A 21047-nucleotide genomic window follows, 5' to 3' on the forward strand; every position below is an offset into this window, starting at 1 on the left:
CGGCTACAGGTGCGGTGCCAAAGGCGCCTGTAGCTCGCTTGCAATTTCATAACATTGCGCAAATTGCCCGGCTCACGCCCCGCGGTTAAGGTGCGCCCAGCCAATCCCCCTCCACCCCAGCGCCTGGAGACACCCGCCCATGAGCCCCGTACCACCTGCCGCCACGGCGTTGCCGGTGCCGATCAAGGTCGAGCTGCGCCCTCACGATCCGCAATGGGCCGAGCAGGCTTGCCGGGTCGCCGGCACCCTGCACGCAGCACTGGGCGACAATCTGCTCCAGGTCCATCACATCGGCTCCACCGCCATTCCCGGCATCGTCGCCAAGCCGGTGCTCGACCTACTGCCGGAAGTCCGCTCGCTGGCCGAGCTGGATGCCTGCCAAAGAGCCTTGCAGGAACTGGGTTATGCCTGGCGCGGCGAGCTGGGACTGCCCGGGCGGCGTTATTGCAGCCTCGACGATCCGGACAGCGGTCAACGTCTCGTGCAGTTGCATTGCTATGCCCAGGGCTCGCCGGAGATCGAGCGGCACCTGGCCTTTGCCGACCACTTGCGCCAACACCCGGGCATCGCCCAGCAATACCAGCAGGAAAAACTTCGCTGCCAGGCCCTGCACCCTGGCGACTCCCATGCCTACAGCGACTGCAAGGATGCCTGGATCCAACGGGTACAGGCCCAGGCATTGGCCGAACGGCAGCGCAACCACTGACCACAGGACGAGGTGAACATGAACCATCCACGGATCGTTGTACTGGGCGCGGGCATCGTCGGCGCCTCCATCGCCTACCACCTGGCCCGCCAGGGTGCCGAGGTGACCGTACTGGAGCAGTCCAGCCCCGGCTCCGGCGTCACCGCTCATTCATTCGCCTGGATCAATCCCCTGGGGGAGTTTCCTGCTGCCGCACGCCCCCTGCGCACCCAGGCCCTGGCCGACTACCGGCGCCTGGAGCAGGAACTACCGGACTTGCAGATCAACTGGTCCGGAGCGCTGTGCTATCACCCGGATGATGTCCCCTCGGCAGATGACCAGCAGCCCGGGCTTGCACGCCAGTGGCTGGATCAGGATCGGATCGGCCAATTGGAGCCCAACCTGCGCCAGCCGCCGGAACGGGCCAGGTTCGCCCCGGGCGAGGGCAGCCTCGACCCGCTAGCCGTCACCGACTGCCTGCTTGAAGGCGCTCGGCGCCATGGGGCTCGGATACTGCTCCAGACGGCGGCGCTGGAGTTACAAGTGCAGGGGCAGGACCCCGTCCGGGTCATCACCTCGACCGGGGTCCATCAGGCCGACCACGTGGTGCTGGCCACAGGCTGTGGCACGCCAGCCCTGCTGGCGCCCCTGGGCATCGAACTGCCGGTCCAGCCTTCACCGTCGATCCTGCTGCGCCTGGATGCCCCCCCAGGGCTGGTCAAGACCCTGGTTTCCAACGACCTGCTGGAGATACGCGAAGCCAGCGATGGCAGCCTGCTGGCGGCCGAGGACTATATCGACGCCCAAGGCCCCCAAGGGCCACAGGCCATCGCTGAACAGGCCCTGGCCAGCATCCGCCAGTCATTTCGCGGCGCCGAGTCGGTAACGCTGCGTAGCGTGGAGGTGGGCCAGCGCCCGATGCCTGTCGATCAACTGCCGGTTATCGGTCCATGCCACACGCATCCAAGGCTCTATCTGGCCGTGATGCATGCCGGCGTAACCCTGGCACCCACCGTCGGGCGCCTCATCTGCCAGGAGTTGCTGCAGGCGCGCCAGTGCGCCGAACTCGCCCCTTGCCGCCCGGACCGGTTCGGTCATTAACCCATCGCAGGACACCCGCAGCCGAGTCATCAGAACGCCGCCTTGGCGCTCAAGCGCAGGCTGCGCGGCTCGCCCCACAAGCCTTGGCTGTAGAAGCCGATCTGCTCGTAGTAGCGCTTGTCGAACAGGTTATCCAGGTTGGCACTGACCGACAGGTTGTCATTGACCTGGTAACGCGCCATCAGGCTGGTCAAGGCATAGGCGCCCTGCCCCACATCGGTCAGCCCCCCGGGGCTGGGTACCCGGTTGCGCGAGGTCCGGCTGTTCCAGGTAGTGCCACCGCCCAGGGTCAGTCGGTCCAGCACACCCGAGAGCCGATAGGTGGTGAACAGCTTGAACTGGGTCCTGGGAAACTCAGTGTTGATCGCCCGGCCATCGCCATTGCGCGCAATGAAGTGGGTATAGCTGGCGGACAGGTTCCAGTCGTCGCTCAGTTGGCCGCTCAGGTCCAGGTCGAATCCGTCGACCCGCGCCCCGGTGCCTGCCTTGTACGCCTGCTCGTTGGGTCGACCTTGCACGTTCACCCCGGGGATGGCCTCGGCGAGCCCCTCCTGCTGGGTACGGTAGACCGCCAGCGCGGCATTGAGCCGCCCCTCCAGGTAGGCCGCCTTGAGTCCCACTTCGTAGCTGTCGCCAGTCACTGGGTCGAGGATGCTGCCATTGGCCGTACGCGCGTTCTGCTGGTTGAAGATGCTGGTGTAGCTGGCGTAGGCGCTGTAGGTCGAATCGATGTCGTAGATCAACCCGGCATAGGGCGTGACTTCATTCTTGTAGCGGTACTGGCGCTGGGCGCCGTAGTAGTTCTGGTCGATCCGCCAGTCGCTGATCCGCGCGCCGAGGATCAAGTGCAACGGGTCGGCCAGGGACAGCCGGGTGACCAGGTAGCCGCCCGTCTGTCGGGTATGGGTGGCATCGCCAGAGGACCGGGTGCGTGACCACACCGGCTCGGGAATACGCCCGTTGCGCCAGTCAGTGAAGCTGCCGATCGCCGGAGTTTTGCCAGCGGGCTGGAACTGGTCGATGTTCAGGTCGTCGTCGATGCTCATCCAGCCCAGGCCCAGTTCATGCTCGCGCCCCAGTAACTGGAACGGGCCGCTGGCCGTCAGGTGCCAGGTATCGCGGCTGCGCTCGCCATCGTAATTGAGGAAGTTGACCTTCATGCCCAGGCCGGTGGCACGGTCCGGATAGCCCCCGCGAAACAGCGAGTGCATGCCGTAGTTGCCCTCGTAGCGGCTGTAGGCCGTACGCAGCTTCCAGTCGTTATCCAGGGTGTGCTCCAGGTCGACGAAGGCCGTGGTGGACTCACTGCCGGTACGGCTCCAACGGGTATTGTTGGCGGTCGAGCGGCCGAAGTCGGTGCGCGAGCCATCGCTGTAGAACAACGGAAAACCGCTGCCCATGCCCCGTACACGGTTGCGCTGGTACTCCAGGCTGGTGGTCAACCGGGTGCTGGGGGTCAGCTCGGCGCTGACGACCCCATAGAGCGTGCGTGAGTCATTTTCCAGAAAGCGGGTGTAGCTGTCTTTTTCCGAATAGGCCGCCACCACCCGCGCCGCCACTCTGCCGTCCGCCGCCAAGGGTAGCGACAGGTCGAAGTCGCCACGTCGCTCGCCCCAGCGTCCGGCCCCCGCTGAGCCGCTGATGGCGAAATCCGCCAGCGGTTTTTTGCGCACGAAATTCACCGCCGCCGAGGGATTGCCGGCGCCGGTCAGCAACCCCGTGGAACCACGCACGATTTCCACCCGGTCGTAGATGGCCGAATCCATGTCGGTGGCGCCGAAGTTCCACAGGTTGTTGATGGGCGATGCCAGGCCATCGAACTGGAAGTTGTCGATGGCGAAACCCCGGGCGGAGAACGCCAGGCGATTGCTGTCGCTGCGGGTATAGGAAATCCCCGGGGCGCTGGCCAGGATCTCGGCGGTGGTGGCCAGGCCCTGGTCTTCGATGCGTTGACGGGTGACGACGCTGACCGATTGCGGGGTCTCGCGGATCGACAGCGGCAGGCCGATGGCCGTGGACATGGCACCGGTGGTGTAGCTGCCAGAGTCTTCGGTGGTCTCGCCCAGCGCCTGCTCGCCCTGCACTTTCAGGGTGGGTAGCACCAATGAGGCGTTCGGCCTGGAACGGCTGTCGGGTTCTTCAGCCGAAGCCGAAAGGGACACCAGCAAGCCACCGAACACGGCGACGGGCAAGCAATGGGCACGACGCGGGAACGCGCGGGAGTCTGGGCAATACATAGGAATGGTTATCCGATGAATACTATTGTCGGATGCGCATTATTCACATCCGTACCCTACCCAGGTTTTGCCGGATGCCGAGGATGTTATGGGCGATGCCGGTTCCGACGCGAATCCGCGGCGCCAAGCCGTCGCTGGCGTTCAACCGCAACTGCCGGGGGCTATGCCGAAGCGCTGGCGAAAGGCCGTGGTGAAATTGCTGGCATGGCGATAACCCACGAAATGGGCGGCCTGCTGCACCGACCAGCCTTGCTGCAACTGCGCATAGGCCACATCCAGGCGGCGCCCACGCAGGTACCCGAACACCGTTTGCCCATAGGCCGCTCGGAACTTGCTGCGCAGCGAGCTGCTGCTCATGCACGCCAGCTGTGCCAACTCAGTGAGCGAGTGATCCTCGCCGGGAGCCTGGTACAGGCGCTCGCGAACCCGCTCCAGCAGTTGTCGGTCGCGGGGGGCCAAGGCGTCGCCCTGGGTCTCCCCTGCCGACAACCCGGCCAGGGTATGGGCCAGCAGTTGCAGGGCCACCCCCTGGCATAGCAGTTGTTGCAGGCTGCCATGCCAACGACCGTTGCCAAGGTCGTCGATGGCCTGGCGCACATGCAACGGCAGCGAGTGACAGGTCATCTGCGACCCACCGCGCCGCAAAGCGTCATGCAGCCGCTGGGCCAATTGCGCATCAGGCAGGTCTTCGGGGCTGTTGAGTGCAAGGTTCAGCCCGCGCAACCGGGGACCGGCAAAATGCAGCGCCGACAGTGGCCGGTCGTCGGCACACAGGGTCGCGATACAGTGGCCGGGTAACAGCGCCTGTTCCCGAGTGAAGCTCAGCGCGGCACGCCCTTCGAGCACCAGTGCCAGGCTCAGGCATGGCATGCGCAGCGAGTCGACCCGGTAGCTGTGGAACGGCAGCACGTCGGAATTCACCAGCACCAGCCCGCCAGGCAGGCGGTGTTCAGTGATAAGCCCTTGCATCAGGCAGATATCGTCGTGCTCGACGCTTAGCCCAGGCAGGCTGTAGTGCACGGCATGGCGTTCGCCGAGCTGGCGGAAGTCGCGCAGGAAGTAGCGCTGGTCCAGGTGGGATGGTGGGTGCAAGGCCGGCGCTCGCAGAGGAAAATTCGGACGCCGATATTAGCATTAATTCTCATTTACATAAGTTTCATGGAATCATCCGCCCTCACCCACTGTCCCCTGCTGATCACACTGTTTTCCCATCCGACGGCAGGAGCACGCCATGGCGAACATCAGCATTGCCCGACAACTGGCACAGACCCTCGAACAAGCCGGGGTCAAGCGCATCTGGGGGCTGACCGGCGACAGCCTCAACGGCCTCACCGATGCCCTGCACAGCATGCAGAGCATCCAATGGATGCACGTGCGCCATGAGGAAGTGGCGGCCTTCGCCGCTGGCGCCGAAGCGGCCATCACCGGACAGCTGGCGGTGTGCGCCGGCAGTTGCGGCCCGGGCAACCTGCACTTGATCAACGGCCTGTTCGACTGCCACCGCAGCCGGGTGCCGGTGCTGGCCATCGCCGCACAGATTCCGTCCTCGGAGATCGGCCTGGATTACTTCCAGGAAACCCACCCCCAGGAACTGTTCAAGGAATGCAGCCACTTCGTCGAACTGGTGAGCCATCCGGCGCAGATGCCCGAGGTGCTGCACCGGGCCATGCGCAGTGCGATCCTCCAGCGCGGCGTGGCGGTGGTGGTGATCCCCGGGGACGTGGCCTTGCAGCAGGTGCCGGCGGCCGGTAAGCCATGGCCACCGTTACACGCCCCACGCACCCTGCCGGCGCCCCACGACCTGGACCGCCTGGTGGAACTGCTCAGCCACAGCCAGGCCGTGACGCTCCTGTGCGGCAGCGGTTGTGCCGGGGCCCATGACCAGGTCGTGGCCCTGGCCGATGCCTTGGGCGCGCCGGTGGTGCACGCCCTGCGCGGCAAGGAACATGTGGAATGGGACAATCCCTTCGATGTCGGCATGACCGGCTTGATCGGCTTCAGTTCCGGTTATCACGCCATGCTCAACTGCGACACCCTGGTACTGCTGGGCACCGATTTCCCCTATCGCCAGTTCTATCCGACGGACGCTTGCGTGATCCAGATCGACCGCGATCCACAGGCACTGGGCCGGCGGGTGCCCCTGGACCTGGGCGTGGTCGGTGACGTCCGCGAGACTCTCGCGGCCTTGCTGCCACGCCTGCCCTACCAGGGCAATCGGCGTTTCCTGGAAACCTCCCTGGAGCACTACGCCAAGGCTCGCCAGGGCCTGGACGACCTGGCCCGCCCCGACGCGCCGGGACGGCCGGTGCACCCGCAGTACCTCACCCACCTGATCAGCGAACTGGCGGACGCCGACGCCATCTTCACCGCCGATGTCGGCACGCCCACGGTATGGGCCGCGCGCTACCTGAAGATGAACGGCCAGCGACGCCTTTTGGGATCGTTCAATCACGGCTCCATGGCCAACGCCATGCCCCAGGCCATCGGCGCCCAGGCCGCCTGCCCCGCGCGCCAGGTGATCGCCCTGGCCGGCGACGGTGGTTTCAGCATGCTGATGGGGGACTTCATCTCCCTGGCCCAGTTGAAGCTGCCGGTGAAGATCATCGTCTACGACAACGCCTCGCTGGGTTTCGTCGCCATGGAAATGAAATCCGCCGGCTACCTGGACACCGGCACCGACCTGCACAACCCGGACTTCGCCGCCATGGCCAACGCCATGGGCATCCTCGGCCTGCGGGTCGAGGACTCCGAAGGCCTGGAAGGCGCCCTGCGCACCGCCCTGGCCCACGACGGCCCGGTGCTGGTGGACGTGATCACCGCCACCCAGGAACTGGCCATTCCGCCGGCGATCAAGCTGGAGCAGGCCAAGGGCATGAGCCTGTACATGCTCAAGGCGGTGATGAGCGGCCGCGGCGACGAGGTGGTGGAACTGGCCCGGACCAACTGGCCCAAGGGCGGCTGGCTCAGCCGCAAGCTGGGCCTGGACGATTCTGGTCGCTAGCAGGTTGTACCGAAGGCCAAGTCTCCCAGCTCGACTTCGCTCACCGGCAATGCCGGCGGCACCAGCGGTTGCTGGATGAACAACTGCAACGCAGTCCAGCCGCTGGCGTCCGACTTGCGGACCTGGCGCCATATCGCCGCCTCCAGCAACAACACCGCCTGGTAGGTTCGCGCCATGCCCCAGGCCAGGCGCCGGCCATCCCTTTCTCCGGCTGCGCCTGCCAATTGCCGCAGTGCTTGGCAGGCCTGGCGAATCTGCCCTACAAAAGGCGCCGCCGCAGCAGCACCGACCGACACTAGGCGCCGCTCGATATCGGCCAGAAAGACCGCGCCAAGATCAGTACCGTGCAGGGCCCGCAGCACATCGTGGGCCAACACCGACGTGGTGCCTTCCCAGATGCAGTGAACGTGTACATTGCGCAGCACTCGGGCAATCCCCGTGTCTTCCAGGTAACCGGCCCCTCCGAAGCTCTCGACCAGCTCGCTGGTGGCCCAGATACTCTGCCTTGCACAGGCAAGCTTGCTCAATGGCGCCAGCAGGCGAGCCAGGCCGGATGCATCCTGGCCCTGCTCATGCCGGCCGAGGGCCAGCGCGGTTTCAAAATTCAGCGCGAGCATCGCTTCGTACTCGGCGCCGATCCGTGCGAGCCACTGGCGATGTAACGGCTGGTCCCGCAACCACTGGCCAAATACCCGGCGCTTGCCCGCATAGTCGCGAGCCATCATCAATAGATGCCCAACCCCCGCTGGGCCGCCCCAGGAAGCCCACAACCGCGCAACGTTGAGCAGGTCGGCGATCTTGCCCACACCTCGGTCGAGGCCGCCCACCGGCCGGGCGATCGTGCCCTGCAGATCCACCTCGGCGGTAGCCAGGGCGCGAGTGCCGAGCTTGTCCTTCAGGCGCCGGACATGAATGTGGTTCCACTTGCCATCAGGCTGGCGCAACTCCAGCAGAAATAGCGCCAGGGTCTTACTGCCGGGCGCTTCGCCTTCCGGGCGGGCCAATGCCAGCGCCACCTGCGAGGTCGCGGCCGAAGTGAACCATTTGGTGCCACTCAATGCCCAGGTGCCGTCGCCGAGGGGGCGCGCGATGGTGGAAGCCTGGCCGATGTCGGAACCGCCCTCCTTCTCGGTCATCCACTGGCCGCAGGTCCACCCCTGGTCACGGGCCAAGAGGTGCGGCAGATAGCGTGCGGCGAGATCGGCATCGTGCAGCGACAACAAACGTACCGCGCCATCGGTCATCACCAACGGGCACGCCGCTACGGCCCCGGCCCCTTCGTAGAGGTTGACCAGACCGGCCTGGACCACTCGCGAAAATTGCGCGTAGGGCGCCTCGTAGGGCAACGCTACCAACCCCTCTTCTTGTCCGATCGCCACCAGGCGATCCCAGGCGCCATCGACCTCGATGCGATCTACCCGATGTCCCCACGCGTCATAGGGCACATGGCGTGGTTCATTGCGCTCGGCCGCCTCGGCCAAGCGGGGGATCTCATCCACTGCCCGCTCGCCCATCCGCGCCAGGTCCGGACTCGCTTTGGCGAAGATATCCGGCGGTAGCAAGCGCTCCAGGGTATAGCGCAACGTGCGGTCGCTATGGAAACGGTTGGAAAAGACAGGGGAAGGCTGGATGAACTCGCACATGATGCTCTCCTTCACTGCACCAGCGCCGGACGCCAAGCGCCCGATGGTGTCAGCGGGTCAGGTCTTGCCGGGGTTCGTCTTGGAGGGCCGTGTCGCCCTTGTTTTGCCAGGTGTTGCCGGGGTGGATCGCGGCGCCTTCCGGGCACCGCTGGAACGGGTCGATGCGCCTTGCGTCGCGGCGCCGTGGCTCTGCACCGCCGCCAGGCAGAAGCCGACGATATCGTCGACCACTCGTTGAGCCGCGCGCCTGGAGAGAATACCCAAGGCCAAGGGCCCGATCATCGCTTCGGCCAAGGCGCCGACGATGGCTGCCGCGCTGGTATGGGCGCTCTGCACCCGAAACTCGCCGGTCTCGATGCCGTCCTCGATGACCGTGGCGAAAATCGCACGGTAGGGCTCGCGAAAGCGCAAGCGATCTTCATCGATCACCGGTGCCACCGGTTCCGCCAGCAGCGCCCACGCCAGGCGTGGGCGGCTCAACGCGCGATGGGAGAAGGTACGGATGACCGCGGCCAGGCGCTCGGCCGCCGCGCTTTCGGTAGCGGCAGCCGCTGCGCAAGCATCGATCTCACGCTGGGAGGCACGTCGGAAAACCTCGTCGAACAGGTCGGTCTTCGAGGGAAAGTACTGGTACAGCAGGCCGGTCGATACTTGGGCAAGCCCTGCCACCAACGGCATGGTGGTGCCGCCGTAACCATGCTCAGCGACCAGGTCGAGCGCCGCGAGCACGATGCGTTCCCGCGTCTGGGCCAGGCGCTCCTCGACCTTCGTTGTGCGTCGATATGACATGCAAGAATTGAATCACAGTTCATTTTTTGTAGCAATCGACGTCCCGCCCGCAGTACGCTGACTGTCCCCTTTATCCCGATGCAGTTGAACGCAGTTCCATTCCATGTGCCCGAAGCCCGGGCAAGGAGACGGTTTATGCGCAGATTCGGCGATGCAGCGCTCGGCTTTGGCTGGTTCCAGGCAGGCTATAGCGAAGATCTTCAACGAGGGGACGTTCGGCCACTACGAGCCATGGGGCGGGAGTTCGTCCTGTGGCGCGACGACAGTGGCCAGGCCCATGTCATGGATGCCTACTGCCCCCACCTTGGTACGCACCTGGGCCATGGCGGCAGAGTGTGTGGCGACACCTTGCGCTGCCCCTTCCATGGCTGGCGCTTCGACGCAGCGGGTGGCTGCCGTGAGATTCCCTACAGCAGTAATCCACGCCTGGAACGACACCGACTCACGGCCTGGCCGCTGATGGAGCGCAACGGGCTGATCATGATGTGGTGGCATCCAGGCGAGGCGCCTCCAACTTTCGACGTACCCCACCTGCATGAGCACCAGAACCCGGCCTGGTCACGCTACCGGCGCCAGCGCTGGGAAGTGGACACTATCTGGCAGGAGGTCCAGGAAAATATCGTCGATACCACCCACTTTCACTACCTGCACGGCGTAGCGACATTGGCGCGGCTCGAACGCTTCGATCCCATCGGCCCGACATTGCACGTCGATATACGGCATGAATTCAACACACCCCGAGGGAAACAGTCTGGCTTCTTGCAGACGTCACTGTATGGCCCCTACTTCGCCGTGGTGCGATTTCGCATCGGCGACCTTGCCGAAATTGTGTTCGTCGATTCCGTGGTGCCGGTCGAGCCCGGCCGTGTCACCGTCACGTTCAGCTTGATGGCACGCCTGCAAGGCATCGATGCACCTGACATGAGCCTGGCATTGGTGGATGAAGCCATCGACCAGGTCAGCCAGGATGTACCGATCTGGGAACACAAGGTGCGCTGGAAGCGCCCCGGTCTTGCCGAAGGTGATGGCCCGATCATGGGGTTCCGTCGTTGGGCGGCGCAGTTCGACCTGGCAGGACACATTCCACAAACGCCCTGCGAGATAGCCCATGCATGACATTCATCCCGACGATTGCATCTTCATCCAGGAGACCGGTTCAGCCTGGCGTGCCACCGAACTCGCCCGTGGTCCATGGGATTCGCGGGCCCAACATGGCGGCGCGCCTTGCGGGCTGCTGGCCCACCTGGTCGAGTCCGCACCGAGCGAAACCGGTTGGCAACTGGCACGGCTGACAGTGGAACTGCTCCGACCAGTGCCCATCGACAGGTTGGAGACGGACGTGACACTCGAAACCGGCCGAGCCAGTGCGCGGGTCGAAATCACCCTCCGCGCCAATGGCAAGCGGGTGGCCAGGGCCCATGGGCTACTGGTACGCGCCGGTACCCTTGCGCTGCCATCCGACCTGCCACGTGCCGCGATCGACAGGCTGCCGCCTCCCGAGGATTGCCCGCGCCCGTTGCGCATCCCCGGCCTGCCCGAAGTGCGCTCTTTCTACTACACGGCGATGGAAGGACGGGTCGCAGGTGGCGACCCTGCCCAGCCTGGCCCGGCAGCAGCCTGGCTACGCCTGAAAGTGCCGCTGGTGGCCGGTGTCGCGACCTCGGCGGCGATGCGGATCGCAGCGGCCGCCGACTTCGGCAATGGCCTGAGCTGGGTGCTGCCGGCGGACCGTTTTGCGTTCGCCAATGCCGACCTGTCGCTGCATCTTGCACGAGCACCAGCGGGTGAGTGGATCGGTTTGCAGGCCTCGACCTCGATCGTCTCCAGCGGTTTTGGCCAGACCATTACCCAGCTGTACGACATCCAGGGTCCCTGCGGTGTCGCGGTACAGAGCCTGCTGATCATGCCTCGCTGAAGGTTCACGGGCGGCCGTGCAGATTCGTGGCGATCTAAAGACTTCGTAAAAACTGCCGCACCCTGGCTGCCAGCCGGCCTTGAATACGCTTGAATGGAAGCTGAGCCGGGCCGCTGGCGCCCGGTCTTTCCTGGAGAAGCCCATGGGTAACTTGGCCATGCACCTGCAGGAGGAGGACATCCTCCTCGCCGTCAATCCGTCGAACAAGCATCGGTTGTTCCAGCAGATCGGCCAGCATATGCAACATACCTGGCAGTTGCCGGGCGACTGGGTGGCCGCAAGCCTGGCCCGTCGCGAGGAGGCCGGCAGTACCGCCATCGGCGCGGGCGTGGCCCTGCCCCATGCGCGGCTGGAGGAACTGGACGCGATCCACGTCCTGTATCTGCGCCCCCAGGCGCCCATGGCCTTTGCCGCCCCCGACCAGCAGCCGGTGCGCGACATCCTGGTGCTGCTGGTACCGGCCCCTGCCGAGCAGTCGCACCTGGACCTCTTGGCCGAAACCGCCCGGCTGTTCGCCGACCAGCGCTTCCGGCAGGCCCTGCACGACTGCCGTGAGGCGCGCCAGGTCAAGCAGTTGTTCGACCGCTGGTAGCCTGCCGGGCGCTAAGGCCCGGCGAGCCTACCGATGGGTGTTTCAGGCCGGTACGCCGAGAATGATGTGCGAGGCCTTGATCACCGCAGTGGCGCTGACGCCCGGGGCCAGGCCCAGTTCGTCCACGGCATCGCGGGTGACGATGGAGTAGACGCGGCTGCCACCGCTGAGCTCGACCACCACCTCGGCATTCACCGCACCGTCGGTGACGCTGATCACCCGGCCTTGCAGGCAGTTACGGGCCGACAGGCGAATGCCTTCGGCGTCGGTCATCAGCATCACCCATGGCGCCTTGACCAGGGCCAGGGCCTCGGTGCCCGGGGCGATCCCAAGGCTGCGCAGGCTTTGCAGGGTCACCACCGCCACCAGTTGCTCGCCGCCTTCGAGCGACAGCACCACCTCGGCATTCACCGACCCCTCTTCGACCTGGCTGACCCGGCCTTTGAACACGTTGCGCGCACTGACTTTCATCGAGACTTTCCTTGCTTGATTTCCAGGGTGGGTATTGGCCAGGAATGATCCGCGGCCCGTTGTGTAGAAACAACCATAGCGCGCTGTCATCCGGACCGTACCCCGCTTACCTGCCTGGCTTACCTGCCTGGCTTCAGCCTTGCTCCTGCAAGTGTTCCATGAAGGTGCTGGCGCTATAGCGCTCGCGGAACAGCCCGGCCTGGACCAGCAGCGGTACGACTTGCTCAAGGAAGATGTGCATCGAGCGGATCGAGCCGCCCGGGGCGGCGATGAAACCGTCCATGGCGCCGGCCTCGGCCCAGTCGGCGATCTGTTCGAAGGCATCCTCGGCGGTGCCGATCACTTGCCAGTGGGCTGCGGAAATCACCTCCGGGCGCAGCAACAGCTCGTCCAGGCGCAAGGTCTCGCGCTCGATCAAGCGCCGCAGCAGGTTGGTATGGGTACGACTGCCGGGGTTGGACGACAGCGGCGGCAGGTCCGCCGCGCTCACCAGGCGATCCAGTGGCCAGTCGCTGAGGTCCAGGCCGATGGTCTGCTTGATGGAGGCGAACTTGCGGCTGTTGTCCGGGTTGCCGTGGGTCTGCATGAACAGCTGGCGCGCCTCTTCTCGGGTCGGCGCCAGGTACAGGCTCAGGCCCGGCAGCAAGCGGATATCGCGCGGGTCCCGGCCATGGCTCAACGCCCGTCGGGACAGGTCGTGGCGCAGTTCCAGGGCGGCCTCCTTGTCCGGGGTCGGGGCGAACACCAGGTCGGCCACCGAAGCGGCGAAATCACGGCCGGTGTCCGAGGCGCCAGCCTGTACCAGGGGGATTCGTGGCCCGGGATAGGCCGGCAGGTTCAGCGGGCCACGCACTTTGAAATGCGCCCCCTCATGCTCCACCGGATGTACCTGGGAGCGATCGGCGTAGCGACCGTTCTCGCGGTCGATCAACAGCGCAGCGGACGGGTAGCTCGCCCAGAGCTCATGCACCAGGCTGGTGAACTCCGCGGCCCGGGCGTAACGCTCGTCAGCACCGGGCATGGCCTCCAGGCCGAAGTTCTCGTGGCCTTGCAGCGCGGTGACGATGTTCCAGCCCGCGCGGCCATTGCTCACCCAGTGCAGCGATTGCAACTGGCGCGCCACCACGTAGGGCGGGAAAAAGGTAGTGGACACCGTGGAGACCAGGCCGATATGCCGGGTCTCCCGGGCCACTGCCGCCAGCAGCACCGTGGGGTCGAGGCTGGCGAAACCCGAGCCGCTTTCCAGGCCGTCCATGTTCAGGTAGCTGACGTCCGGGCGAAACACGAAATCCAGGTGGGCGGCCTCCGAGCGCTTGGCGATGTCCACGGCGAAATCGCTGCTGTAGATGCCCTCGATGTTGCTGTCCGGCTGGCGCCAGGCATCGCCGCTGAGCCAGGTGGGCGCCAGGGACATGCCGATGTGCAGGCGTTTGCGGTTACTCATCTGTTGTCAATCTCCTGTAGGGGAATGAGGCCGGCGGCCCGGGCAGGCGCCGCCGGGGGCCGGGTCAGAAAGCGCCCTTGATACCGATACCGAGGGTGCGTGGTTGGGTCATGCTGGCTTCGGTGCCGCCGATGCCGCGGTTCTCTTGCATGTAGGTCGGGGAACGGTCGTCGAACACATTCTTGACGTAGCCGTAGAGCTGGACCTGATCGTTGAAGCGATAGCTCATGCGGGCGTCGGTGAGGGTGTAGGGCTTGACCGAGTAGCTGGAGGTGTTGGCCACGTCGGAGTAGTAGCCGTCCAGGTAGCGCACCTGGGCATTGAGGTTCAGGCGCTCGGTGATGTCCCAGCTGGGACCGAAGCTCAGGGTGTAGCCCGGCGAGCGGGCGAACTCGTTGTGGGCGTAACCGGCGTTGCTGGAAATCTTGTCGATGCGGGTGCGCAAGGTACCGGCACTGGCCTTGAGCCGCAGGTTGTCCAGCAGGCGGTAGTCGAAGTCCAGTTCCAGGCCGTAGGCATGGGCCTTCTCGGCGTTGATGGTGTAGGACTGCGCCACGCCCGGGGAGATCACCACCGGGATGTTGTACTGGGCATCCTTGAAATCCATGTAGAACAGGTTGGTGTTGATCAGCAGCCGGTCGTCCAGCAGGCTGGCTCGGCTGAACAGCTCATAGTTCCAGATCGACTCTTCCTTGAAGTACGCCCATTGCCGGGTACTCAGGTTCAGCGACACGCCGCCGGGGTTGTAGCCACGGCTGACCATGGCGCCCACGGTCCACTGCGCGGTGGCGGCGTAGGCCAGGGACACCTTGGGCAGCAGCGCCGAGAAGGTCTTGTCATAGTTCAGCGCCCGTGGCGCCAGCACCGAATTGCCGTCGCGCTCGACATGGTCCTGCTGGTAGCGCAGGCCGGTGCTCAGGGTCCACAAATCGCTCAGGCGGTAATGCAGCTCGCCGAAGATCCCGAGGTTGGTCTTGGTGTCATCGAAGATCGAGCGGCCACGCAGGTTCAGGCTTTCATCGGTGCGGGTGCGAGCGTAGTAGACACCTCCCATGCCGCTGAACACGTCCTGTTGCTCGCCGAAGCTCAGGCGGGTTTCGTTGGAGCCGTTCCTCTGGCGGATATCCGCATCGCCCTCGCCTGCCGCCCCGGTCACCCGGTGCACCGACGACAGCGAATACTGCGCCTGGTTGTGCAGCTTGAGGCCGCCGCCCAGCTCATAGGACACATCGAGGATGCTGGTGTTGGTGTCCTGTTCCCAGGACGGCATGGTGGTGGAGCGGTGGTTGAGCTTGTGGAACGGCGCAGTAGCCGCTTCCTGGGTCGGTCGGTTGCTGTCGGTGTGGGAGAAGGTGAACTTGCTTTCCAGGCCGGGGATATCCGTGGGCAACCACAACAGCTTGGCCCGGGCATTGAGGTTACGAAAATCCTGGTCGGTCTTGCTGCCCTGGAAACGCGGGTTGTCGTAGTCGATGAAGGTATCGCGAGCCGAGTAGTCCACCGCCAGGCGCCCGGCGAAATCTTCGGCCAATGGCCCGGACACCGCCACCGAGCTGCGACGCGAATGGTAGCTGCCGATCTCGGCCTGGTAGGCCGCCTCGGGGACGAAGGTCGGGTCCTTGGTGTTGACGATGATCGCCCCGGCGATGGCGTTGGCGCCCTGGGAAGTGGTCTGCGGCCCACGGAAAACTTCGATGCTGTCCACGTCCCAGACCGACGTCGCACCGAAGAACATCTCGTTGTAGTTCAGGTAGTGGCCATCGAGGTTGATGGTGGCCCGCGGCACGGTACCGCCCCAGAACACGTTCTGCCCGTTGTTCGGGCCCTGGGTGTCCTGGCCACGAATGACCGGCGCACCCACCGAGTCGGTGTAGATCACGTTGGGCGTGCCGTTGATCACCTCTGCCACCGACGCATCGCCGGTCTTGCTGCGCTCGATATCTCGGTCGGTGATCACCGAGACCGACGACGCGGTGTTCTTCAAGTCCCGCTCGAGTTTTTCCCCCGTGACCACCAGCGACTCCAGGGCCAGGCTGCCCTTCTGTTCGCCCTTGGCCTCTGTCTCGGCCAGCGCCGAGGGCGCCGCCAGCAGGCTCGACAGGGTGAGAACGCCAATACCGTGACTCAATGTGCGATGCGTAAGGGCCATCAAGGCCTCCCTCCAAATGAGAATGATCCTCTTTCACGATTAGGCTATCACGCTGATATCAAATTCCTCAATACAGAATTAATTCTGCAAAACGGAATGGACTGTGTTCGATGTCCAGGCACAACCCGCCCCGGCGACGCCAGGGAACCGCTATCATGGGCACCGCCGCGCGGCCCCGATCCGCGCAACACCCGCAGCCGGACAGTGGTGAGGAGACCAAGCCGTTGAACACTTCGCAGAACCCGCTGGATGACACCCAGGACCCGCCCTCGGAGAAACGCTCCGGGGTGATCCAGTCGGTTTCCATTGCCGCGCGCTTTCTCAATACCCTGGCCAACGCCGAAGGCGAGCTGGCCCTGGGGGAAGTCGCGCGCCGCACCGGTACCGGCGGTTCCACCGCGCACCGCTACCTGCAGAGCCTGGTCAAGGAAGGCCTGGCCAAGCAGGACCCGGCCAGTGGCCTGTACGACCTGGGGCCGGCGGCCTTGAGCATCGGCATCGGCGCACTCAAGCGCATCGACGCGGTGGATATCGCCGCCCGGCACATGAAGGCCCTGGCCCAGCAACATGCGGCCAGCGGTGGCGTGGCGATCTGGACCGATCGCGGACCAACCCTGGTGCGCTGGCATCGCAGCGCCTACTTCTCCATCAACCCCCTGGCCCTGGGGGACATCCTGCCCATCGACAACACTGCCTGCGGCCTGGTGTTCCAGGCCTTCCTGCCCAAGGCCGTGATCGATGCCGCACGCAAGCAACAGCCGGCGCACTTTCGTGGCACGCCGCCCACTGCCGCGGTGCTGGAACAAGTGCGCCAGGCGCACTGGGCCGAGATGACCAGCCACCTGCTGTCCAACGTCACCGGGCAGGCTGCGCCGGTATTCGATGCCCAGCAGGAAATCGTCTGCGTGATGACCACCGTCACTGACCTGGGGCAACTGCAGGCCCCCGAAGACCGCCAGGCGCTGTTCCACGAAGCCGCGCTGGTGAACCAGGCCACCGGTGGCCGCATGGTGCCCCAGGTGCCGCCCGCCCCTCGGCGCTGAAGCCGCCTCAGGCTCCGGACGAGTCCGGTGCCCCTGCCCGGCCCAGGGGCACCATCAGCGGTGTGCCGCTGACCGGGTCGGCGATGATCAGCGCAGGCAATCCGAACACCTCCTGTACCAGCGCCTCGGTGAAGATTCGTGCCGGTGCGCCCTGGGCGACGATGGCGCCGTCACGCAGGGCGATCAGGTGGCTGGCATAGCGGCAGGCCTGGTTCAGGTCGTGCAGCACCGCGACGATGGTGCGGCCCTGGCGATTGAGTTCGGCCAACAGTTCCAGCAGCTCGATCTGGTGGACGATGTCCAGGTACGTGGTGGGCTCGTCCAGCAGCAGGATCGGGGTTTCCTGGGCCAGGACCATGGCGATCCATACTCGCTGGCGCTGGCCACCGGACAACTCGTCGAGCAAACGTTCGGCCAGGGTGTCGACCCGGGTCGCGGCCATGGCCGCCAGTACCGCCCGCTCATCGTCCGGCGACCACTGGCGCAAGAACGACTGGTGCGGATAACGCCCCCGGGCCACCAGCTCGGCCACGGTGATGCCGTCCGGCGCCATGGCGCTCTGCGGCAGCAGGCCCAGGCGCCGGGCGACTTCCCGGGCCGGCAGTTGGCGAATGTCCTTGCCGTCGAGCACCACCTGACCCTTGGCCGGGGCCAGCAAGCGCGACAACGCCGCCAGCAGGGTGGACTTGCCGCAGGCGTTGGGACCGACGATGACGGTGAACGACCCATCGGGGATGGCCAGGGAAAGGTCCTGGGAAATGATTCGCGCGTCATGGCGCAAGGTCACGGCATCGGCATGCAAGCGGTGAGTCATGGGCAAGAAGATTCCTGGATACCTGGGGTGTGAAAGGTTGCAATTGCGGAATTGATTCTACAATATGGAACGCATTGCATGAGAAGCATTATCATATGCATCATGCGATCCGGACCCAGCAAGCTCCACCGAAGGCCCTGCCACTGCCACCCCATAACCCGACGGACCCATGATGAATCCACGTCTCGCCACTCGGCTGCTCAGCGCCGCAATCCTGGCCCTTTGCAGCCAACTGGCCTGCGCCGCTGCCGCCATGCCTGCGCGCATCGTCTCCACCAGCCCCAGCGTCACCGGGATTCTGCTGGCCATGGAGGCGCCCCTGGTGGCCAGCGCCGCCGCCACCCCCAGCCGCCTCACCGACTCGCGCGGGTTCTTTTCCCAATGGGCGCAAGTGGCCGAGCAACGGGGGGTCCAGGTGCTGTATCGGAACCTGCAGTTCGACATCGAGGCAGTGATCGCCAGCGATCCCGACCTGCTGGTGCTGTCCGCCACCGGAGCCGACAGCGTGATCGCCCAGCGTGGCGAACTCCAGGCCCAGGGCATCCGTACCCTGGTGGTGGACTACTCGAACCAGAGCTGGCAGGACATCGCCACCGAGCTGGGTCGGCACACCGGGCTTGAGCGACAGGCCCAGGCCGCGATCCAGCGCTTCGACCAGTACGCCGCGCAAACCGCCGCCGCCATCAAGCTGCCAGCGGGGCCGGTCAGCGTGGTGGGCTACAACATCGCGGGCAGCTACTCCATCGGCCGCCTGAACAGCCCCCAGGCGCGCCTGCTCGGCGCCCTGGGGTTCAAGGTCGCGCCGCTGCCCGAGGCCTTGGCGGCAAGCGTCACCCGCGCCTCGGACTTCCAGTTCATCTCCCGGGAGAACCTGCCTGCCGCCATCACTGGCGACAGCGTGTTCCTGCTCAGCGCCGATGAACAGGATGTGCAGGCGTTTCTTGCCGACCCGGTGCTGGCCAACCTGCCGGCGGTGATCCACAAGCGGGTATATGCCCTGGGCCCGAGTTCCTTTCGTATCGACTACTACTCCGGGCGCCAGATGATCGATACCGTCGCCGCGCAGTTTCGCTGAACCATGGACCTGTTCGCCCAGGGCGCTGCTCCAGCGCTGGCGCTTTCGCGGCGCCACAAGACGCGTCGCTGGGGCCTGCTGGCCGGGCTGGCGGTCCTCGCCGGCCTGGCCCTGCTGAGCTTGGCCAGCGGCTCGCGCAGCATCGCCCCGGAGGTCGTCTGGCAGGCTGTGTTCGCCTTCGATCCAAGCAACGACCAGCACCTGATTCTGCATGAGCTGCGCCTGCCGCGAACCCTGGTCGCGCTACTGGCCGGAATGGCCCTGGGTACCGCCGGAGCGCTGATGCAAGCCGTAACCCGCAATCCCCTGGCCGAACCTGGGCTGCTGGGCATCAATGCCGGCGCGGCCCTGGCGGTAATCAGCGGCGTGGCGCTGGGGCAGTTGACCAGCATGCTCCAATCGCTGTGGCTGGCCTTCTGCGGGGCCGGGCTGGCCGGGGCCTTGGTGTTCCTGCTGGGCCGGGCCCATGAGACCGGGACCAACCCGGTGCGCCTGGTGCTGGCCGGAGCGGGGTTGTCGGTGATGCTGGCCTCGCTGACGGGAATCATCGTGCTCAACTGCCCACCGCAGGTGTTCGATCATTTTCGTCATTGGGCCTCGGGCTCCCTGGCCAGCACCAGCCTGGCCCTGTTGCCGCTGCCGGCCATGGCCGTTGCCTGCGGGCTGGGGCTGGCCCTGGCCATCGGCCCGCGGCTCAATGCCCTGGCCCTGGGCCACGAGCTTGGCCGGGCCCTGGGTGTGAACCTGCGCCTGACCTGGCTGCTGGCCTGCCTGGCGGTGATGCTGCTGGCCGGCGCGACCACCGCCATGGCCGGCCCCATAGGCTTCATCGGTTTGGTGGCGCCGCACCTGGCGCGGATGCTGGTGGGTCCGGACTATCGCTGGATCCTGCCCTATTCGGCGCTGCTGGCGGCGAGCCTGCTGCTGGCCGCCGACATGCTCGGCCGCGTGCTGGTGGCGCCACAGGAACTGGCCGCCGGGATCATCACCCTGTTGCTGGGTGGCCCGTGCTTCATCGTCCTGGTCAGGCGCTTTCGCCTGAGCCGCCTGTGATGCGCCGCCACGCCCTGCGCCTGGGCTCGCTGTCGGTGGCTTGGCAACCGCGTACGCTGCTGGTCTGTTGCGCCCTGGTGCTACTGGCCCTGCTGCTCTGGACACTGTTGCTGGGCAGCGGCAGCCTGGCCCTGTCCCCCGGCGAAGTGCTGGCCAGCCTCCTGGGTCAAGGCCAGGACGCCACCGCCCAACGCGTCATCCAGCGGGTGCGCCTGCCCCGGACCCTGACGGCCACCCTGGTGGGCATGGCCCTGGGCATGGCTGGGGCAATCTTCCAGTCCATTTCCCGCAATGCCCTGGGCTCGCCGGATGTGATCGGCTTCACTACCGGTGCCGCCAGCGGCGCCATCGTGCAGATCATGCTGTTCGACTCCGGCCCGCTGGCGACTGCCCTCGCCGCTCTAGTTGCCGGGCTGTGTACCGCATTGGCAGTGGTGCTGCTGGCGCGCAAGGCGGGAACCACCGGGGGTTACCGCCTGGTACTGGTGGGGATCGGCGTCGGCGCTAGCCTCTCAGGGCTGAACAGCCTGCTGCTGGTGACCGGCAACCTGGACCAGGCGATGTTCGCCCAGCTGTGGCTGGCCGGCTCGCTCAACACCCGTACCTGGTCCCATGTGGTGCCCGCCGCCATCGGCCTGCTGGCGATCGCGCCGATCGCTTTGTACCACGCCCGACAAGTCGACCTGCTGGAGATGGGCGATGCCAGCGCGACCCAACTAGGAATCGCGGTGGAACGCACGCGGCTGACGATGGTACTGGTGGCCGTCGGCTTGACCGCCATCGCCACCGCCGCCGCTGGCCCCATCGCCTTCATCGCCCTGGCCGGCCCGCAGCTGGCCAGGCGCCTGACCCGTGGCTGCGGGGTGCCATTGCTGTCCGGTGCCTTGATGGGTGCGGTATTGCTCCTGATGGCCGATCTGCTGAGCCAGCGCCTGGCCGAGCGCGTCAACCTGCCCATCGGCCTGATGACCGGCCTGCTGGGCGGCTTCTACCTGCTCTGGCTGCTGGTGCGCAGCCGGCGCATCTGAGGGATGC

The 21047-nt window shown here is 65.8% G+C and carries 18 protein-coding genes; 10 read left to right on the plus strand and 8 right to left on the minus strand.

Annotation, left to right across the window (positions count from 1 at the left end):
- Positions 1 to 139 precede the first annotated feature (139 nt).
- Positions 140 to 706: a GrpB family protein gene (locus tag ATY02_RS23215; protein WP_083235753.1), complete on the plus strand. Its 567-nt coding sequence runs from the start codon at positions 140 to 142 to the stop codon at positions 704 to 706.
- 18 nt (positions 707 to 724) lie between these two features.
- Positions 725 to 1786: an NAD(P)/FAD-dependent oxidoreductase gene (locus tag ATY02_RS23220; protein WP_068581317.1), complete on the plus strand. Its 1062-nt coding sequence runs from the start codon at positions 725 to 727 to the stop codon at positions 1784 to 1786.
- Positions 1787 to 1815: 29 nt separating this feature from the next.
- Here the strand turns inward: ATY02_RS23220 and ATY02_RS23225 are convergent, their stop codons facing one another.
- Positions 1816 to 3978 carry a TonB-dependent siderophore receptor gene (locus tag ATY02_RS23225; RefSeq protein WP_228022217.1) on the minus strand — a complete coding sequence of 721 codons (2163 nt, stop codon included), beginning with the start codon at positions 3976 to 3978 and terminating at the stop codon, positions 1816 to 1818.
- A gap of 186 nt (positions 3979 to 4164) precedes the next feature.
- Positions 4165 to 5115 carry a helix-turn-helix transcriptional regulator gene (locus ATY02_RS23230; protein WP_068581322.1) on the minus strand — a complete coding sequence of 317 codons (951 nt, stop codon included), beginning with the start codon at positions 5113 to 5115 and terminating at the stop codon, positions 4165 to 4167.
- A gap of 139 nt (positions 5116 to 5254) precedes the next feature.
- Here ATY02_RS23230 and poxB point away from each other — a divergent pair, with 139 nt between their 5' ends.
- Positions 5255 to 7024, plus strand: a complete 1770-nt coding sequence (poxB, locus tag ATY02_RS23235) for a ubiquinone-dependent pyruvate dehydrogenase (RefSeq protein ID WP_068581326.1) — start codon at positions 5255 to 5257, stop codon at positions 7022 to 7024.
- Here the strand turns inward: poxB and ATY02_RS23240 are convergent.
- Both ATY02_RS23240 and ATY02_RS23245 read right to left on the minus strand, forming a co-directional pair.
- A complete protein-coding gene (locus tag ATY02_RS23240; protein ID WP_068581327.1) occupies positions 7021 to 8667 on the minus strand; it encodes an acyl-CoA dehydrogenase family protein in 1647 nt (548 codons plus the stop codon). The genes poxB and ATY02_RS23240 overlap by 4 nt on opposite strands.
- A 57-nt stretch (positions 8668 to 8724) precedes the next feature.
- The gene (locus tag ATY02_RS23245) at positions 8725 to 9456 is read right to left on the minus strand and encodes a TetR/AcrR family transcriptional regulator (protein WP_068581330.1); all 732 of its coding nucleotides are present in this window, start codon (positions 9454 to 9456) and stop codon (positions 8725 to 8727) included.
- Positions 9457 to 9591: 135 nt separating this feature from the next.
- On the opposite strand from ATY02_RS23245, the gene ATY02_RS23250 reads away from it, so the two are divergent.
- The 3 genes from ATY02_RS23250 to ATY02_RS23260 all read left to right on the plus strand — a co-directional run bounded on the left by ATY02_RS23250 (position 9592) and on the right by ATY02_RS23260 (position 11963).
- A complete protein-coding gene (locus ATY02_RS23250) occupies positions 9592 to 10572 on the plus strand; it encodes a Rieske 2Fe-2S domain-containing protein (protein ID WP_164823709.1) in 981 nt (326 codons plus the stop codon).
- Positions 10565 to 11371, plus strand: a complete 807-nt coding sequence (locus ATY02_RS23255; RefSeq protein WP_083235758.1) for a thioesterase family protein — start codon at positions 10565 to 10567, stop codon at positions 11369 to 11371. Before ATY02_RS23250 ends, ATY02_RS23255 begins: the two co-directional genes overlap by 8 nt.
- A 142-nt stretch (positions 11372 to 11513) precedes the next feature.
- Positions 11514 to 11963 (plus strand): PTS sugar transporter subunit IIA, encoded by a 450-nt coding sequence (locus ATY02_RS23260; RefSeq protein ID WP_022639380.1) that lies wholly within the window; start codon positions 11514 to 11516, stop codon positions 11961 to 11963.
- 42 nt (positions 11964 to 12005) lie between these two features.
- Here ATY02_RS23260 and ATY02_RS23265 read toward each other — a convergent pair whose 3' ends face one another.
- The 3 genes from ATY02_RS23265 to ATY02_RS23275 all read right to left on the minus strand — a co-directional run bounded on the left by ATY02_RS23265 (position 12006) and on the right by ATY02_RS23275 (position 16030).
- Positions 12006 to 12434 (minus strand): TOBE domain-containing protein, encoded by a 429-nt coding sequence (locus ATY02_RS23265; protein ID WP_068581339.1) that lies wholly within the window; start codon positions 12432 to 12434, stop codon positions 12006 to 12008.
- 133 nt (positions 12435 to 12567) lie between these two features.
- Positions 12568 to 13878, minus strand: a complete 1311-nt coding sequence (locus ATY02_RS23270) for an NtaA/DmoA family FMN-dependent monooxygenase (RefSeq protein ID WP_068581340.1) — start codon at positions 13876 to 13878, stop codon at positions 12568 to 12570.
- Positions 13879 to 13942: 64 nt separating this feature from the next.
- Positions 13943 to 16030, minus strand: coding sequence for a TonB-dependent receptor (locus ATY02_RS23275; RefSeq protein ID WP_124347950.1), 2088 nt, complete (start codon positions 16028 to 16030; stop codon positions 13943 to 13945).
- 221 nt (positions 16031 to 16251) lie between these two features.
- On the opposite strand from ATY02_RS23275, the gene ATY02_RS23280 reads away from it, so the two are divergent.
- Positions 16252 to 17070 (plus strand): IclR family transcriptional regulator, encoded by an 819-nt coding sequence (locus ATY02_RS23280; RefSeq protein ID WP_031320051.1) that lies wholly within the window; start codon positions 16252 to 16254, stop codon positions 17068 to 17070.
- 7 nt (positions 17071 to 17077) lie between these two features.
- On the opposite strand, the gene ATY02_RS23285 is transcribed toward ATY02_RS23280, so the two are convergent.
- Positions 17078 to 17884, minus strand: coding sequence for an ABC transporter ATP-binding protein (locus ATY02_RS23285; RefSeq protein WP_068581343.1), 807 nt, complete (start codon positions 17882 to 17884; stop codon positions 17078 to 17080).
- Between the two features lie 169 nt (positions 17885 to 18053).
- On the opposite strand from ATY02_RS23285, the gene fepB reads away from it, so the two are divergent.
- From fepB to ATY02_RS23300, 3 genes are read left to right on the plus strand one after another with little or no spacing between them, the layout of a single operon-like run.
- Positions 18054 to 18959 carry a Fe2+-enterobactin ABC transporter substrate-binding protein gene (gene fepB / locus ATY02_RS23290; protein WP_068581344.1) on the plus strand — a complete coding sequence of 302 codons (906 nt, stop codon included), beginning with the start codon at positions 18054 to 18056 and terminating at the stop codon, positions 18957 to 18959.
- Positions 18960 to 18962: 3 nt separating this feature from the next.
- On the plus strand, positions 18963 to 20012 hold the full coding sequence (locus tag ATY02_RS23295) for a FecCD family ABC transporter permease (RefSeq protein WP_068581347.1): 1050 nt from the start codon (positions 18963 to 18965) through the stop codon (positions 20010 to 20012).
- Positions 20012 to 21040, plus strand: a complete 1029-nt coding sequence (locus ATY02_RS23300) for an iron chelate uptake ABC transporter family permease subunit (protein WP_068581350.1) — start codon at positions 20012 to 20014, stop codon at positions 21038 to 21040. Before ATY02_RS23295 ends, ATY02_RS23300 begins: the two co-directional genes overlap by 1 nt.
- Positions 21041 to 21047 lie beyond the last annotated feature (7 nt).

The sequence above is a fragment of the Pseudomonas sp. BIOMIG1BAC genome, assembly GCF_001705995.2.
Taxonomy (GTDB): domain Bacteria; phylum Pseudomonadota; class Gammaproteobacteria; order Pseudomonadales; family Pseudomonadaceae; genus Aquipseudomonas; species Aquipseudomonas sessilinigenes.